General features: G+C 59.3%; 19 protein-coding genes and 1 tRNA gene. 13 read left to right on the top strand and 7 right to left on the bottom strand.

The window, feature by feature from the left end; genetic code table 11:
- Positions 1-69 precede the first annotated feature (69 nt).
- Both HKK57_RS20990 and HKK57_RS20985 read left to right on the top strand, forming a co-directional pair.
- The gene (locus HKK57_RS20990) at positions 70-564 is read left to right on the top strand and encodes a PACE efflux transporter (protein ID WP_169390680.1); all 495 of its coding nucleotides are present in this window, start codon (positions 70-72) and stop codon (positions 562-564) included.
- A complete protein-coding gene (locus HKK57_RS20985) occupies positions 561-1091 on the top strand; it encodes a hypothetical protein (RefSeq protein ID WP_169390679.1) in 531 nt (176 codons plus the stop codon). The genes HKK57_RS20990 and HKK57_RS20985 overlap by 4 nt, the downstream gene beginning before the upstream one ends.
- Positions 1092-1428: 337 nt before the next feature.
- Here HKK57_RS20985 and HKK57_RS20980 read toward each other — a convergent pair.
- Positions 1429-1519 (bottom strand) — tRNA-Ser (locus HKK57_RS20980).
- A 152-nt stretch (positions 1520-1671) separates the two neighbouring features.
- Between HKK57_RS20980 and HKK57_RS20975 the strand changes: the two genes are divergently transcribed.
- The 8 genes from HKK57_RS20975 (at position 1672) to HKK57_RS27175 (ending at position 6027) form a co-directional block, all read left to right on the top strand.
- Positions 1672-2343 carry a Bax inhibitor-1/YccA family protein gene (locus HKK57_RS20975; protein WP_029293588.1) on the top strand — a complete coding sequence of 224 codons (672 nt, stop codon included), beginning with the start codon at positions 1672-1674 and terminating at the stop codon, positions 2341-2343.
- An 87-nt stretch (positions 2344-2430) separates the two neighbouring features.
- Complete coding sequence (gene tusD / locus HKK57_RS20970) at positions 2431-2823, top strand: sulfurtransferase complex subunit TusD (RefSeq protein ID WP_029293586.1); 393 nt, start codon at positions 2431-2433, stop codon at positions 2821-2823.
- A gap of 1 nt (position 2824) precedes the next feature.
- The gene (gene tusC, locus HKK57_RS20965; RefSeq protein WP_070995989.1) at positions 2825-3175 is read left to right on the top strand and encodes a sulfurtransferase complex subunit TusC; all 351 of its coding nucleotides are present in this window, start codon (positions 2825-2827) and stop codon (positions 3173-3175) included.
- Positions 3175-3468 carry a sulfurtransferase complex subunit TusB gene (gene tusB, locus HKK57_RS20960; protein WP_169390678.1) on the top strand — a complete coding sequence of 98 codons (294 nt, stop codon included), beginning with the start codon at positions 3175-3177 and terminating at the stop codon, positions 3466-3468. The genes tusC and tusB overlap by 1 nt, the downstream gene beginning before the upstream one ends.
- Complete coding sequence (locus tag HKK57_RS20955; RefSeq protein ID WP_154906130.1) at positions 3465-3800, top strand: TusE/DsrC/DsvC family sulfur relay protein; 336 nt, start codon at positions 3465-3467, stop codon at positions 3798-3800. The genes tusB and HKK57_RS20955 overlap by 4 nt, the downstream gene beginning before the upstream one ends.
- Positions 3797-4798 (top strand): glycosyl transferase family protein, encoded by a 1002-nt coding sequence (locus HKK57_RS20950; RefSeq protein WP_029293577.1) that lies wholly within the window; start codon positions 3797-3799, stop codon positions 4796-4798. The genes HKK57_RS20955 and HKK57_RS20950 overlap by 4 nt, the downstream gene beginning before the upstream one ends.
- An 88-nt stretch (positions 4799-4886) precedes the next feature.
- Entirely contained in the window at positions 4887-5882 is a 996-nt protein-coding gene (locus HKK57_RS20945; RefSeq protein ID WP_070995986.1) for a glutathione S-transferase family protein, read from the top strand.
- Between the two features lie 22 nt (positions 5883-5904).
- Positions 5905-6027: a hypothetical protein gene (locus HKK57_RS27175; RefSeq protein WP_262499496.1), complete on the top strand. Its 123-nt coding sequence runs from the start codon at positions 5905-5907 to the stop codon at positions 6025-6027.
- On the opposite strand, the gene cysG is transcribed toward HKK57_RS27175, so the two are convergent.
- From cysG to HKK57_RS20915, 6 genes are read right to left on the bottom strand one after another with little or no spacing between them, the layout of a single operon-like run.
- Entirely contained in the window at positions 6012-7406 is a 1395-nt protein-coding gene (gene cysG, locus HKK57_RS20940; RefSeq protein ID WP_169390677.1) for a siroheme synthase CysG, read from the bottom strand. The genes HKK57_RS27175 and cysG overlap by 16 nt on opposite strands.
- Positions 7407-8687, bottom strand: coding sequence for a serine--tRNA ligase (gene serS / locus HKK57_RS20935; RefSeq protein WP_029293570.1), 1281 nt, complete (start codon positions 8685-8687; stop codon positions 7407-7409).
- 16 nt (positions 8688-8703) lie between these two features.
- Positions 8704-9078: a fluoride efflux transporter CrcB gene (gene crcB, locus HKK57_RS20930; RefSeq protein ID WP_029293568.1), complete on the bottom strand. Its 375-nt coding sequence runs from the start codon at positions 9076-9078 to the stop codon at positions 8704-8706.
- Positions 9075-10400 (bottom strand): replication-associated recombination protein A, encoded by a 1326-nt coding sequence (locus HKK57_RS20925; protein ID WP_070995984.1) that lies wholly within the window; start codon positions 10398-10400, stop codon positions 9075-9077. Before HKK57_RS20925 ends, crcB begins: the two co-directional genes overlap by 4 nt.
- Before the next feature lie 10 nt (positions 10401-10410).
- Positions 10411-11034, bottom strand: coding sequence for an outer membrane lipoprotein chaperone LolA (gene lolA, locus HKK57_RS20920; protein WP_029293564.1), 624 nt, complete (start codon positions 11032-11034; stop codon positions 10411-10413).
- A gap of 57 nt (positions 11035-11091) precedes the next feature.
- Positions 11092-13500, bottom strand: coding sequence for a DNA translocase FtsK (locus HKK57_RS20915; RefSeq protein WP_029293562.1), 2409 nt, complete (start codon positions 13498-13500; stop codon positions 11092-11094).
- A 521-nt stretch (positions 13501-14021) separates the two neighbouring features.
- On the opposite strand from HKK57_RS20915, the gene aat reads away from it, so the two are divergent.
- The 3 genes from aat to infA all read left to right on the top strand — a co-directional run bounded on the left by aat (position 14022) and on the right by infA (position 15784).
- Positions 14022-14702, top strand: coding sequence for a leucyl/phenylalanyl-tRNA--protein transferase (gene aat / locus HKK57_RS20910; protein ID WP_029293560.1), 681 nt, complete (start codon positions 14022-14024; stop codon positions 14700-14702).
- Positions 14703-14757: 55 nt separating this feature from the next.
- Positions 14758-15465 (top strand): arginyltransferase, encoded by a 708-nt coding sequence (locus HKK57_RS20905; RefSeq protein WP_029293558.1) that lies wholly within the window; start codon positions 14758-14760, stop codon positions 15463-15465.
- A gap of 100 nt (positions 15466-15565) precedes the next feature.
- Positions 15566-15784: a translation initiation factor IF-1 gene (gene infA, locus HKK57_RS20900; RefSeq protein ID WP_002553999.1), complete on the top strand. Its 219-nt coding sequence runs from the start codon at positions 15566-15568 to the stop codon at positions 15782-15784.
- The last annotated feature ends 51 nt before the right edge of the window (positions 15785-15835 follow it).

Raw genomic sequence — 15835 nt, 5'->3', positions numbered from 1 at the left:
CATTTTTCTTAGTGTGTACGGAGCGATACCGTCGCAGGTATTCGATCAATCCACCCTTCGGAAAACACCATGCAAGGACCATCGCGAAAAATTCTTCAAGCCATCCTCTATGAATCAATCGCTGTTGCGGTGCTATCGCCCAGCATCTCGTTGATATACGACGAAGGTTTGGCCCATGCGGGTGCACTGTCGGTGATGTTATCTGTGTGTGCGCTGCTGTGGAACGTGCTGTTTAACTACGCTTTTGAACTCTGGGAAGCGCGTCAGCCACAGCGTGCTCGCACGTTGGGCAGACGCTTGCTGCACTCACTGGGCTTTGAGGGTGGGCTAGTTCTAATGTTGGTACCACTGGTGGCATGGTGGCTGGAGATTTCTTGGTGGGCTGCACTGGTCACCGATCTGGGGCTGTTCGTTTTCTTCTTCTTTTACGCGCTGGCGTTTCAGTGGGTCTTCGATAGGATGTTTGATGTACCAGATTCCGCGAAGGGGGAAGTTTCGGTTAGCCCACAATCCGCGCGGAATCCAGATTCGCCAACCTGTAGCAGCACTAGGATTTGTGCATGAAAAATGCCACCAAAGCGATTGAGAGCTACATCTTCGGTAAGGACGGAAATCGGCCTGACTTGTTGCGGCGTGCTTTCAGTATAGACGCAACTCTTAACGTGCTAGTGCAGACAAGCACCATCGCATTTCCTCCCAACGTCCAGGGGCGCGAAGATATTGCTGAAATTCTGGTACGCGACTTTAGCCTGAAATATGAGAACGTTTATACATTCTGCTTCGGTGCCCCTCCAAAACCCGAGGCAAATGTTCATAAGTGCAAATGGCTGGTTGGCATGTCAACAAAAGCGACTGGAGAGTTACGTGTAGGCTGTGGGGAATATCATTGGATCTTTTCACCGCAAAGCGGCTTGGCCATTCAACTGTCCATTACTATCGAACACATGTTGGAGTGTCCTTCCCAGCATATGCGCAAAATAATGGATTGGCTTCAAGGTCGCAGTTATCCATGGTGTGAACCTACCGACATGCTTCATTCGGCACCGCCGCTCAATTGCCTCCAGCCGGTTCTTGTCTACGTTGCTACATGATCCCTATCGATGTAAACGTAAGCGTTTGGCCGCTTGCGGACCTCATGACGGGCAGCAACCGACCCAAAGCGGACCAAGGATTATCGCAGGTGGGGTAGTTTCCTGACGCTTTTGTGCGCCGTATAGTGGCAGTAATTTTTCGGTCAAAGGAATGGCTATGACCCCGTTAAACGGCCTGCCCATCGGTGCACGTAAAGCCGACCCGTTGATAGAGGATCTGACAGTAGTTGCGCAAAGCGTCTCAAACGATGCGGAAACTGTTAGTTTAAAACCCTGTCCAATTATCGAACGCCAGAAACACGAAAGCCCCGCATTCGCGGGGCTTTCGTATGAATCTTGGCGGGAAACCAGGGATTCGAACCCTGGGAACGCTATTAACGTTCGCCGGTTTTCAAGACCGGTGCATTCAACCACTCTGCCAATTTCCCTTGTGCAACACAGGATTATAGTAGCCCATCCTGTCTCAGCGGGCGCCATAATACCCGAATGAAACACACTGTCAAACTCTCTGCATAGCTTGTTACAGAGCGTCTGTTATGATCTTTGCGACTGAACGTTTCAAAACTGAAGGAGTGTCGCCATGCGCGAACAGGATTACGCAGTTAATAGCAACGTGCAGGCTGAGCAGCTAGAGGTTAGCCGCGTCCTGCGCAATACATACGGCTTGCTCGCCCTCACCCTCGCATTTAGCGGCGTGATGGCGTATGTGGCGCAGCAGATGCGTGTTGGCTACCCGAATATCTTCGTGGTGTTGATCGGCTTCTACGGCCTGTTTTTCCTCACCAACAAGCTGCGCGACTCGGCCTGGGGCCTGGTGTCGGCGTTTGCCCTGACCGGTTTCATGGGGTTCCTGCTGGGCCCGATCCTTAACCGTTACCTGGGCATGCAGGGCGGCGCGGAAGTGGTCAGCTCGGCGTTTGCCATGACGGCACTGGTGTTTGGTGGCTTGTCGGCCTATGTACTGATCACCCGTAAGGACATGAGCTTCCTCGGCGGTTTCATCACGGCTGGCTTCTTCGTGTTGCTGGCGGCGGTGTTGGCAAGCATGTTCTTCCAGATCAGCGGCCTGCAGTTGGCGATCAGCGCCGGTTTTGTGCTGTTTTCCTCGGTCTGCATCCTGTTCCAGACCAGCGCCATCATCCATGGCGGCGAGCGTAACTACATCATGGCGACCATCAGCCTGTATGTATCGATCTACAACCTGTTTGTCAGCCTGTTGCAGATCTTCGGCATCATGAGCCGCGACGACTGATCCCAGCCCCATCAAAAAGCCCGCTTCGGCGGGCTTTTTGTTGCCTGCGGCTTTATCATTGGCACAGGTTTACCTACAGAGTGTTCCATGAAGTTCGCAATTGCGCTGTTTTCCGCCGCCCATGCGCCCTCCTCGCGCCGTGCCCTGCTGTTTACCCAGGCTGCACTGGCCGGCGGGCATGAGATTGTGCGGCTGTTTTTCTATCAGGATGGCGTCTACAGCGCCGCCAATTCGGTGGTCACGCCGCAGGATGAGCAGGACATCGCCCAACAATGGCGCGCCCTGGTCAGCGAGCATCAACTCGATGGCGTGGTATGCATCGCTGCTGCGTTACGGCGCGGCGTGCTCAATGCCGAGGAGGCTGCGCGCTACCAGCGCGGTGCGGTGAACCTCGATGCGCCCTGGGCGTTGTCGGGCCTTGGGCAATTGCACGATGCAATCCAGGACGCCGACCGCCTGATTTGCTTTGGAGGGCCATGAAATGTCCAGATCCTTGCTGGTAATCAGTCGCCAGGCGCCGTGGTCCGGACCCAGTGCGCGGGAAGCGCTGGATGTGGTACTGGCCGGTGGCGCATTCGACTTGCCGATTGGGCTGCTGTTTCTCGATGACGGGGTGTTTCAACTGGCACCCGCACAGAATGCCAAAGCCGTGCAGCAGAAGGATGTGACTGCCAACCTGCAGGCACTCTCGCTGTTCGGCATCGATGAGGTGTTTGCCTGCAGCCACAGCTTGGCCGAGCGTGGATTGAGCGCCCCTGATAGCGCGCAGCCACTGAGCAGCGAACAGATTTCCCAGATGATTGACCGTTACGATCAGGTGATGACCCTCTGATGTCGACTTTGCATGTATTGTCCCACTCACCCTTTTCCGACAGCAGACTGGACAGTTGCCTACGGCTGTGTGGTGCACGAGACACGATCCTGCTGTGCGGCGATGCAACCTATGCCCTGCAAGCCGGTAGCGCGCCCTTCAAGGCCCTGGAGGTCAGTGCCTTGGCCATCTTCGTGCTTGCCGAAGACGCCCAGGCCCGGGGCCTGTCATTGCCGGAGTGGGCCAAGAGTGTTGACTACCCAGGTTTTGTGCAGTTGTCGATCGACCATGACAAGGTCAACAGTTGGTTATGAACACGCTGACCGTAGGCGCGCGCGCACTAGAACTGGACAAAGACGGTTACCTGGCTGACCTCAACGACTGGTCAACCGAGGTGGCCAACGCTTTGGCAAGCGCTGAAGAACTGGAATTGACCGACGAACACTGGGAAATCCTCGAGCTGCTCAGGAGTTTTTACCAGGAGTTCCAGTTATCACCGGCCACCCGCCCGCTGATCAAGTACACCGCCTTGAAGCTGGGCCCGGAAAAGGGCAACAGCCTGCACCTCAACCGACTGTTCAAAGGCACTCCCGCCAAACTTGCCGCCAAGCTGGCGGGCCTGCCCAGACCGACGAATTGTTTATGACCGACTTCGCCCCGTTGATCACCGAAACTCCCGCCGAACATCCCTTTGCGCCGTTTGTGCGCATCCTCGGCAAAGGCAAGCGCGGTGCCCGCAGCCTGACGCGCGAAGAAGCGCGGGAAGCCATGGGCATGCTGCTCGACGAGAAGGTCGAGGAGTCCCAGCTCGGCGCGTTCCTGATGCTGCTGCGCCACAAAGAAGAGAGCCCAGAGGAACTCGCCGGCTTCACCGAGGCCCTGCGCGAACGCCTGAACCCGCCGGCACTGCAGGTAGATGTCGATTGGCCTACCTACGCCGGGAAAAAACGCCACCTGCCGTGGTACCTGCTGGCCGCTAAGTGCCTGGCGCAAAACGGCGTGCGAATTTTCATGCATGGCGGCGGCGCCCACACAGCCGGCCGGCTGTACACCGAACAGTTGCTGGGTGAGCTGCAGATTCCACTGTGCCGCAACTGGCAACAGGTCGAGACCGCCCTTGCGCAAGGCAACCTGGCGTTTATGCCGCTGGGCGATTGGGCTCCGCAATTGCAGCGCATGATTGACCTGCGCAACATCCTTGGCCTGCGCTCGCCCATCCACTCGCTGGCGCGCATCCTCAACCCGCTGGGTGCACGTTGCGGCCTACAAAGCATCTTCCATCCCGGTTACCAGGGTGTACATCGCGATGCCAGTGGCCTGCTGGGTGACAACACCATTGTGATCAAGGGCGATGGCGGCGAGATCGAGATCAATCCCGACTCCGCCAGCCACTTATATGGCACCACCGGTGGCGCAAGCTGGGATGAGGAGTGGCCTGCCCTCTCCGCCCAGCGCCACGTCAAGCCGGCCAGCCTCGACCCCGAGCATTTGAAGGCACTGTGGCGCGGCGAAGTGCAGGATAGCTACCCGCAGTTGGCGTTGATCGCCACCATGGCCCTGGCCCTGCGCGGCCTTGGGCACCCACGGGAGCAGGCTTTTGAACTGGCCCAGCAGTATTGGGATGCGCGGGACAAATCGATTTAATCGATCATTAACCCCGAGCCTTTGCGCTATTTGTTCGAACCCAGACGATTAGACTGCACTCCAACGCTTAATAGCCAAGGAGTCAGTCATGGGTTTGCTGATTGAAGGACACTGGCATGACCAGTGGTACGAAAGTAGCGCAGATGGCGCCTTCCAACGGGAACAGGCGCAACGCCGGCACTGGGTCACCGCAGATGGCCAAGCTGGCCCAAGCGGCGACAGCGGCTTCAAGGCCGAAGCCGGCCGCTACCACCTCTATGTCTCCCTCGCCTGCCCCTGGGCGCACCGCACCCTGATCCTGCGCAAGCTCAAGGGTCTGGAGAGCCTGATCGACGTTTCAGTGGTCAGTTGGCTGATGCTGGAAAATGGCTGGACCTTCGACAAGGCCCATGGCTCTACCGGCGACAGGCTCGACGACTTTGCCTTCATGCACCAGCGCTACACCGCCGATACCGCCGACTACACCGGGCGCGTCACGGTGCCGGTGCTGTGGGACAAGAAGCTCAATCGCATCGTCAGCAATGAATCGGCGGAGATCATCCGCATGTTCAATAGCGCGTTCAACGAGCTGACGGGCAACACCCTGGACTTCTACCCCGAGCCATTGCGCCCGACCATCGACGCGTGGAACGAGCGGATCTATCCCGCCGTGAACAATGGCGTGTATCGCGCAGGCTTTGCCACTTCGCAGCAGGCGTACGAAAGTGCCTTTGATGATGTATTTGCCGAGTTGGATCACCTGGAGCAGCACTTGGGTGGTCACCGCTACTTGGCAGGTGAATACCTGACCGAGGCTGATGTACGCCTGTTTACGACGCTGATCCGGTTTGATGCGGTTTATTACAGCCACTTCAAATGCAACCTACGGCGGATTGCGGATTATCCGAACCTGTCGAATTGGTTGCGCGAGCTGTATCAATGGCCGGGGGTGGCCGAGACAGTGGATTTTGCCCATATCAAGGGGCATTACTACGCTAGCCACCGCACGATCAATCCGACAGGGATTGTGCCGAAGGGACCGTCGCAGGCGTTTGACAGCAAACATGACCGGCAGAAGATGAGCAGCAAGGGCGTCTGGAGCTGAAGCAAAAACTGTAGGAGCGAGCTTGCCCGCGAAGATCGTCAACGATAACGCGGGCATTCTGGAGGCACGCGGCGCAGTTGATTTTTTCGCGAGCAAGCTCGCTTCTACAATTGATATGAGTGCCGGTGATCACACCTGGGACTGAGCACCTTCGAACCACTTCAGCTTCTCACGCAACACCACTACTTCTCCTACAATCACCAGTGTCGGCGCATGCACTTCATGCTCCGCCACCAGGCGTGGCAGGTCAGCCAGGGTGCCCGTAAACACACGCTGGTTGGACGTGGTGCCTTGTTGGATCAGCGCTGCCGGGGTGTCTGCCGAACGACCATGGCGGATCAGTTGCTCGCAGATGATCGGCAAGCCGATCAAGCCCATGTAGAACACCAGGGTCTGCGACGGCCCGACCAAGTCATTCCAAGGCAAATCCGAAGTCCCGTCTTTCAAGTGCCCGGTGATGAAACGCACGGATTGCGCATAATCACGATGGGTCAAGGGAATACCGGCGTAAGCCGCACAACCGCTGGCCGCGGTAATCCCCGGCACCACCTGGAACGGGATGCCATTGGCCGCCAGTTCCTCGATCTCTTCACCGCCACGCCCAAAAATAAACGGGTCGCCGCCTTTGAGGCGCAGCACGCGCTTGCCCTGCTTGGCCAGTCTCACCAATTGCTGGTTGATCTGGTCCTGCGGCACCGCATGATCGGCGCGGCGCTTGCCGACATATACCCGCTCGGCGTCGCGACGGCACAACTCAAGAATCGCTGGCGCCACCAGGCGGTCATATAGCACTACGTCGGCTTGCTGCATCAAGCGCAGGGCGCGAAAGGTCAGGAGGTCCGGATCACCGGGGCCCGCACCGACCAAATACACTTCACCCGGCGCATGGGGCGGCTTGCCATTGACCTTCTCTACCAGCAAACGCTCAGCTTCATCGCCTTGCCCAGCCAGTTGCCGATCGGCAATCGGCCCTTGGAAAACCTCTTCCCAGAAAGCCCGGCGCTGTTGCACATCGGGATACAAACCTTTGACCTGCGCCCGAAAGCGCGCAGCCAGCCCGGCCAACTGGCCGTAGGTGGACGGGATCCAGGTTTCCAGCTTGGCACGGATCAAGCGCGCCAGCACCGGCGCGTCGCCGCCACTGGACACTGCAATCACCAAGGGCGAGCGGTCGACAATCGCCGGGAAGATCACGCTGCACAAGGCCGGCGCATCCACCACATTGACCGGCACACACCGGCGCCGGGCATCGCTGGACACTTGCGCGTTCAGCGGCTCGTCGTCGGTCGCCGCGATGATCAGGGTGCAACCATCAAGGTCCGCCTCCTGATAACCACGCACAATCAGTTCACCGCCACTGCCCTGCACCAATTCCCGTAACTGATCTTCGATCAGGGGAGCAACCACCCGCAACAACGCGCCGGCATCGGCCAGCAGCCGGGATTTGCGCAAGGCAATCTCCCCGCCACCGACGACCAACACACGACTGCCGCGCAGGTTATGAAACAGCGGCAGAAATTCCATTTAGCCGATGACCTCAACGCCCGCCATGTACGGCTTGAGCACTTCAGGCACGCGGATCGAACCGTCAGCCTGTTGGTAGTTTTCCAGCACCGCGACCAGGGTGCGGCCTACGGCCAGACCCGAACCGTTGAGGGTATGGACCAATTCCGGCTTGCCGGTTTCCGGGTTACGGAAACGCGCCTGCATGCGCCGGGCCTGGAAATCACCGCAGTTGGAGCACGAAGAAATCTCGCGGTATTTGTCCTGGCTCGGCACCCATACTTCCAGGTCGTAGGTCTTCACCGCGCTGAACCCCATATCGCCAGTGCACAGCGCCAATACGCGGTACGGCAGCTCCAGCAGCTGCAGGACGCGCTCGGCGTTGGCGGTCAGGCCTTCCAGGGCTTCCATGGAGGTCGACGGCTCGACCACTTGCACCATCTCGACCTTGTCGAACTGGTGCTGGCGGATCATGCCGCGGGTGTCACGGCCCGAGGCGCCGGCTTCACTACGGAAGCACGGGCTGTGGGCAACGAACTTGATCGGCAGTTGCTTGGCGTCGAGGATCTCGCCGGCCACGATGTTGGTCAGCGACACTTCGGCGGTCGGGATCAGGTACAGATCGGCTTCGCCATCGCGGCTGATCTTGAACAGGTCTTCCTCGAATTTCGGCAGCTGGCTGGTGCCCATCAGTGCCGGCGCCTGCACCAGGTACGGGGTGTAAGCCTCTTCGTAACCGTGTTCGCCGGTGTGCAGGTTGATCATGAACTGCGCCAGGGCACGGTGCATGCGCGCAATCGGGCCGCGCAGCAAGGCAAAGCGCGCGCCGGACATTTTGGCGGCGGTTTCAAAATCCAGGCCACCGGTCAGCTCGCCCAGGGCGACGTGGTCCTTGATCTCGAAATCAAAGGCTTTTGGCGTACCCCAGCGGCGCACTTCGACGTTACCGTCTTCGTCTTCGCCAACCGGCACCGACTCGTGCGGCAGGTTGGGAATGCCCAGAAGGATCGAATCCAACTCGGACTGAATCTTGTCCAGCTCGACTTTGCCGTCGGACAGCTCGCTGCCCATGCGCTCGACGTCCGCCATCAGCGGCGCGATGTCTTCACCACGCTGCTTGGCCTGACCGATGGATTTGGAACGTGCATTGCGTTCAGCCTGCAGTGCTTCGGTGCGGGTCTGGACGGTCTTGCGCTGTTCTTCCAGCGCTTCGATGCGCGCAACATCCAGGGCAAAGCCGCGGGATGCCAGGCGGTCCGCTACGTCCTGAAGGTTGCTACGTAACAGTTTGGAATCGAGCATGTCGGTCTCTCGTTTATCAAAGTTTGGTCAAGGACAGGCCAGCCCAGGTGGCAAGCAGCCCGCCGAATACACTGATGGCCACATAGCTTAATGCCAGCGGCACTTGCCCGCTTTCCAGCAGGCGCACGGTATCCAGTGAAAAGGATGAAAAGGTAGTCAGGCCGCCAAGGAAGCCCACCATCAACCCGGCGCGCACTTCAACAGGCACCTCCGGGCGTAACAGAAACAGGCCGTACAACACGCCGATCAGCAGGCAGCCCACGATATTAACGGCCAGCGTCGCGCTATAGAAGTGTTTCGGCCAATTGGCGTTGATCCAATTGCCCGTGGCAAAGCGCAACAAGGTCCCGGCTACACCGCCAACGGAGACTGCGACGACCAAGGGAATCATGGTTTTCTCCGCTGTTTCGGGCTCAGGCGGTCAAGTTGCGCCAAATGGTTGAGCTTTTCCCCGATCTTCAGCTCCAGACCACGAGGTACCGGCTGATAGAACGGCTGAGGGTCCAGATCGTCGGGAAAGTAGTCTTCCCCGGCGGCATAGGCATCCGGCTCATCGTGGGCGTAGCGATATTCGTCGCCATAACCCAATTGCTTCATCAGCTTGGTGGGCGCGTTGCGCAGATGCAGCGGGACCTCAAGCGAGCCGTGCTCGGCCGCTGCACGCAATGCCGATTTGAAGCCCATGTACACCGCATTGCTTTTCGGCGCACAGGCAAGGTAAGTGATGGCCTGCGCTACCGCCAACTCGCCTTCCGGGCTGCCCAGGCGCTCCTGGACCTCCCATGCCGCCAGGCACAGGCTCAAGGCGCGGGGATCGGCGTTGCCGATGTCCTCGCTGGCCATGCGCACCACGCGCCGGGCCAGGTACAGTGGATCGCAACCGCCGTCGATCATGCGCGCAAACCAATACAACGCGCCGTCCGGGTTGGAGCCGCGTACAGATTTGTGCAACGCGGAAATCTGGTCGTAAAAGGCTTCGCCGCCCTTGTCGAAGCGCCGCCGGGTATCACCCAGCAGGCTTTGCAGCAGGTCGACGCCAATCTCACTGTTGTCTTCGGCCAGGTCAGAGGCGTTCTCCAGCAGGTTGAGGAAACGTCGACCGTCACCGTCAGCCGCCGCCAGCAGAATCTTGAAACCCTCCTCCCCCAGGCTCAGATGGCGTTTGCCCAGCCCCTTGTCCTCGCCCAGCGCCCGCTGCAACAGCTTCTGCATTGCGGCTTCATCGAGGCTCTTGAGCACATACACTCGCGCCCGCGAGAGCAAGGCGTTGTTCAGTTCAAACGAGGGGTTTTCCGTGGTGGCGCCGATGAAAATCAGCGTGCCGTCTTCCACGTAAGGTAGGAATGCATCCTGCTGGGATTTGTTGAAGCGATGCACTTCGTCGACAAACAGGATGGTGCGCCGACCGTACTGCCCGGCCTGCTGCTTGGCGACCTCCACTGCCTGGCGGATCTCCTTGACCCCGGCCAACACCGCCGAGACCGTTTCAAAGTGTGCATCCGAGACTTTCGCCAACAGCCGCGCCAGGGTGGTCTTGCCCACGCCCGGCGGGCCCCAGAAGATCATCGAGTGCAGGGCACCCTGCTCCAGGGCCTCGCGCAGGGGCTTGCCGCGGGCCAGCAGGTGCTCTTGCCCGACATACTCATCCAGGTTGGTCGAGCGCAAACGCGCGGCCAAAGGCTGGGCAATCGGGTCACTTCGAAACAGGTCCATGGGCAGCGATTTACTCCTGGATCACATCGGCACCCTTGGGGATGTCGAACTTGAACGTGGAGGCTGGGACCGGCTCATTGGCCTTGACCCCGGTGAACAGGATATTGGTGCGCTGGCCGACACTATCGACCAACTGCATATCGTTGATCACGCCGTTGCGGAACGACAGGCGCAGGCTGTCGAACAGCGTGTCCTTGGACTTGGGCTTGAGGGTGAAGTCGATCACATTGCTCTGTTGCTTGGAGGTGATCTCGAAACTCTCGCTGATCTGCGACACATCACCGGACAGCAGCAAGGCCGGGGTCTGGCTCAGGCGCGGGTCGAGGGTCTTGATGGTCGCCTGCTCCAGGTCCGGGTCCCACAGCGTGACTTTCTTGCCATCAGAAACGATGGTCTGCTCGTTGGGCGCGTCGGTTTTCCAGAAGAACAGGCCTGGGCGCTGCACCGCCATTTCACCGGCCGTTTCCTGCAACTGCGTGCCGCCGCCGTCCAGGGTCAACTGGGAGAAGCGCGCGGTCAGGGTCTTGGATTTGTCCAGCAGGTTGGTCAGGCTCGCGACGGAGGCCTGGTCAGCGTGGGCCGAAAACGCGGTCAAGGCCAGTGCTGGCAACAACAGCATGCGGATAAGACGCATGGGAGTCCTCATAGAATGATGTGAAAGGCGCGCCGCGTGCTGCCACGCGGCACGAGGTCAGTCGCGCATCGGCCCTGGCGCGATCACTTCGCGCGAGCCGTTGGTGTTCATTGCCGTGACGACGCCGGCCATTTCCATGGATTCGATCATACGCGCGGCGCGGTTGTAGCCGATCTTCAGTTTACGTTGCACCGCAGAGATCGAGGCGCGACGGCTTTCCAGCACGAACGCTACCGCTTCGTCATACAGCGCGTCGGTCTCGGCATCATCGTCGCCGCCACCGCTGCCACCGTCGAAACCGCTGCCGGCCTCCTCGACACCCGCCAGGATATCGTCGTTGTATTCCGGCGCACCGCGCAGTTTCCAGGCCTCGACCACGCGGTGCACCTCGTCATCGGAAACGAAGGCGCCGTGAACGCGGATCGGCAGGCTGGTGCCGGGCGGCATGTAGAGCATGTCACCATGGCCCAGCAGTTGCTCGGCGCCGCCCTGGTCGATGATGGTCCGCGAGTCGATCTTGCTCGATACCTGGAACGCCATACGCGTCGGGATGTTGGCCTTGATCAGACCGGTGATCACATCCACCGATGGCCGCTGGGTCGCAAGGATCAAGTGGATCCCGGCGGCACGGGCCTTCTGCGCGATACGGGCGATCAGTTCTTCGACCTTCTTGCCGACGATCATCATCATGTCGGCAAATTCGTCGACCACTACGACGATGGTCGGCAGCTTGGTCAGCAACGGCGCTTCATCGTGAATGCTTTCACGCTTGTACAGCGGGTCGGTCAGCGGCGTACCGGCGTCCTGGGCTTCCTTGACCTTGGCGTTGAAGCCGGACAGGTTACGCACACCCATCTTCGCCATCAGCTTGTAGCGTCGCTCCATCTCGGCAACGCTCCAGCGCAAGGCGTTGGCGGCGTCCTTCATGTCGGTCACCACCGGGCACAGCAGGTGCGGAATGCCTTCGTAGATCGACAGCTCCAGCATCTTCGGGTCGATCATGATCAGCTTGGCGTCTTCCGGGCCGGACTTGAACAGGATCGACAGGATCATCGCGTTGACCCCCACCGACTTACCGGAACCGGTGGTACCGGCCACCAGCAGGTGAGGCATTTTCGCAAGGTCTGTGATCACCGGCTTGCCGCCAATGTCGTGACCCAGGGCCAGAGTGACCGGCGACTTGAAGTTGTCGTATTCCGGGGTCGACAGCACTTCGGAGAAACGCACGATCTGGCGGTCTTCGTTGGGAATCTCAATGCCCACGGTGGTCTTGCCGGGGATCACTTCCACCACGCGCACGCTGGTCACGGCCAGGGAGCGCGCAAGGTCTTTGGCCAGGTTGGCGATACGGCTGACCTTGACCCCAGCGGCCGGCTGGATCTCGTAACGGGTAATCACCGGGCCTGGGTGGATCGAATCCACCGACACTTCGACGCCAAACTCCTTGAGCTTGATTTCCAGCAGATGGCCAACGGCCGCCAGGGATTCCGGGGAATAGTTGAGTTGTTTCTTTTCCGCCGGATCAAGGATCGAGATCGGCGGCAAGGTGCCTTCGACGGCGCTGTCGATAAACAGCGGCGCCTGCTTTTCCTTCTGCACACGATGACTTGGCTCGGGCGCCTTGACCGGTGCGGGAGCGATGACCGGCGGCACTTGTTTCTCGCGATCAGACATGTGCTTGGTCAGCGCCTGCTCACGCTCGATCAAGCGCTCCTTGACCTTGGCCTGCTCACGGCGGTCAGGCGTACTCGGAGCCACCACTTCGTTGACCCGTGTATCGACTTCACGCAGTTGCGCAACCATGCGTTTGCGGTCCACGCGGGCTGCCCACCAGCGGTTGGCGGCGCCCTGGAACAGCTCGAACAGATCGAGGGTGATCTTGCCGGTCACATCCATGACCTTGAACCAGGACAAGTCGGTAAACACCGTCAAGCCAAACAGGAACAGGGCAATGAACATCAGCGTGCTGCCCTGGATATTCAGGGTCTTGCGGGCCAGGTCACCCAGGCTTTCGCCCAGGGCGCCGCCGGCACCCGCCGGCAGGCCGGTCGGTGCATGGAAATGGATATGTGCCAGCGCCGCGCCCGACAACACCAAAAATACCAGGCCGATCAGGCGCCAGGAAAACAGCCAGCCGCTCCACTGCCACGGCTCGTGGCGCTGGCGGAAGATCTGCCAGGTCTTGATCGCCAGCAACAGCGGGAAGATATAGGCGAAATAACCGAGGATCATGAACAGGATATCGGCGCTGTAGGAGCCCACAGGCCCGCCGAAGTTCTGCACATCATCGATCTTGCTGTTATGGCTCCAGCCCGGATCGTCCTTGCCATAGGTCAGCAAGGCCATCATCAGGAACAGGCATAAAGCACCGATGGCAATCAGCGCGCCTTCCTTGAGCCGATAGTGCAGGTGCTGGCGCCAGGCCGGTACCACTGCTGTTTTGGGTGCTGCGGCGGATTTCTTCAAAACGGGTCTTTTCCTGCGCCTTAAGCGCGTCCAACAGTTGAATGACTATAAAAATACTGCCCAACCCGGGCAGGTGAAAAGTGAACGAGCGTCGTCAAGCGTCCTATAACACTCCGTGACTGCGTCATGAACAGGCGTTAACGCCGGCCCACAAGGACATAGTGCCGCCATTGTACGGGTTTGTGTGCCCGTTGCCACGCTGCCGGCCTCGCTCCTGAAGCATACACAAGCGCATTGCCCATACGTTTCAATTTGAGCATGCATTGTCTTTACTGACAAAGGCTTATGAGCTGTTTTTATCAGACTGGACAAGCTTTACCCAGCATTCCCGCCCAACGGATGGCGACATGACGCGATTACGACCGCATCACCGCTATAGAGTTGCAGAAACACTCGCTCATGCATCTGGGCACTGATTGCGCGATCGCGCTGGCCGAGTGGCGCCGGGTCGACAATAATCACTGCCTACGCGGCGGGCCTTGGCCTGTCACCGCCCTCCCCTTCCGTAAGCCTGACTACCCATGCTCACCTGGTTGCAACGCAATACCCTGACTTTCCCACCGCTGGCAAAAGCCATGCGTGAACCCAACGGCCTACTCGCCGCCGGTGGCGACCTGTCCGCCGACCGCCTGGTCCAGGCCTATCGCCATGGCTGCTTCCCCTGGTTCTCGGAAGGCCAGCCCATCCTGTGGTGGTCACCCGACCCGCGCACGGTATTGTTCCCCGCAGAGCTGCACGTATCCCGCAGCCTCGCCAAGCTGCTGCGCCAGCAACGCTACGAGGTGACCTTCGACCAGGACTTTGCCGCCGTCATACAGGCCTGTGCTGCTCCTCGCAGCTATGCAGACGGCACCTGGATCACCGACGCCATGCAGAACGCCTACCTGCAACTGCACCAACGGGGCTATGCCCATTCTGTCGAGGTGTGGGACCAGGGCACGCTGGTTGGCGGCCTGTACGGCCTGGCCATGGGCCAGTTGTTCTTTGGCGAATCGATGTTCAGCCGCGCAGACAACGCCTCGAAATTCGGCTTTGCCACGCTCGTCAGGCAATTGCAGGCCTGGGGGTTTGTCCTGATCGACTGCCAGATGCCCACCGATCACCTGCACAGCCTCGGCGCCCGCGCCATCCCCCGCAGCGACTTTGCCGGTTACCTGCGCGACCATCTTGATCAAGCCAGCAGTGGGCCGTGGGTTTCTTAGGCGACATGCGCACACCTGGCTTACACTTATTTCAAAGCTTATCCGAGGGTTGATCATGACCGAGTTGGCGCGCTTGAAGTTTTATGCCACTCAACCCCACTCTTGCAGCTACCTGCCCGAGGAACAGGCGACGACGCTGTTCCTCGACCCCAGCCAGCCGATGGACGTGCACGTGTATGCGGATCTGTCAGAGATGGGCTTTCGGCGCAGTGGCGACCACCTGTATCGGCCGCACTGCCAGAACTGCAACGCGTGTGTGCCGGCGCGCATACCTGTGGCGCAATTTTTGGCGGACCGTAATCAAAAACGCATCCTCAAACGTAATGCCGACCTGATCGTGACCGCAGCCAAGCCCGGTTTCAGCGAGGAGTATTTCGATCTTTACCAGCGCTACATCGAACAGCGCCACGCAGACGGCGACATGTTCCCACCCAGTCGCGACCAGTTTTCTACGTTTCTGGTGCGCGACCTGCCGTTCTCGCGCTTCTACGAATTCCGGCTTGAAGGAAGGCTGCTGGCGGTCGCGGTCACCGACCTGCTGCCCAATGGCTTGTCGGCGGTCTACACCTTTTACGAGCCCGCTGAAGAGCGCCGTAGCCTGGGGCGCTTCGCCATCCTGTGGCAGATCAGTGAAGCATCCAGGCAAAACCTGGAAGCGGTGTACCTCGGATACTGGATCAAAAACTGCAAAAAGATGAACTACAAGACCCAATATCGGCCCATTGAGCTGCTAATTAATCAAAGATGGGTCACGCTTAACTAGAACCCCTTGGCTTAAACACCCTTTTTCGGGCACAATGCACGCCGCTTTTGCCTGGCGCAGTTGCACCGGGCCATTCACTGGATACCGAGGGCTTTACTGCATGTCGAAAGAAGACAGCTTCGAAATGGAAGGCACTGTCGTCGACACCCTGCCCAACACCATGTTTCGTGTGGAGTTGGAAAATGGGCACGTCGTAACCGCGCATATCTCCGGCAAGATGCGCAAGAACTACATTCGTATTCTTACCGGTGACAAAGTGCGCGTCGAGCTGACGCCCTATGACTTGAGCAAAGGGCGCATCACTTACCGCGCTCGCTAAACAAGTCAATACAAAACGCCCGGTTATGCCGGGCGTTTTTGTGTGTGTGGG

The sequence above is a fragment of the Pseudomonas sp. ADAK21 genome (assembly GCF_012935735.1).
GTDB lineage: Bacteria > Pseudomonadota > Gammaproteobacteria > Pseudomonadales > Pseudomonadaceae > Aquipseudomonas > Aquipseudomonas proteolytica.
The sequence above is the reverse complement of the archived record's forward strand: the minus strand, read 5'-3'. Positions and strand labels throughout refer to the sequence as shown.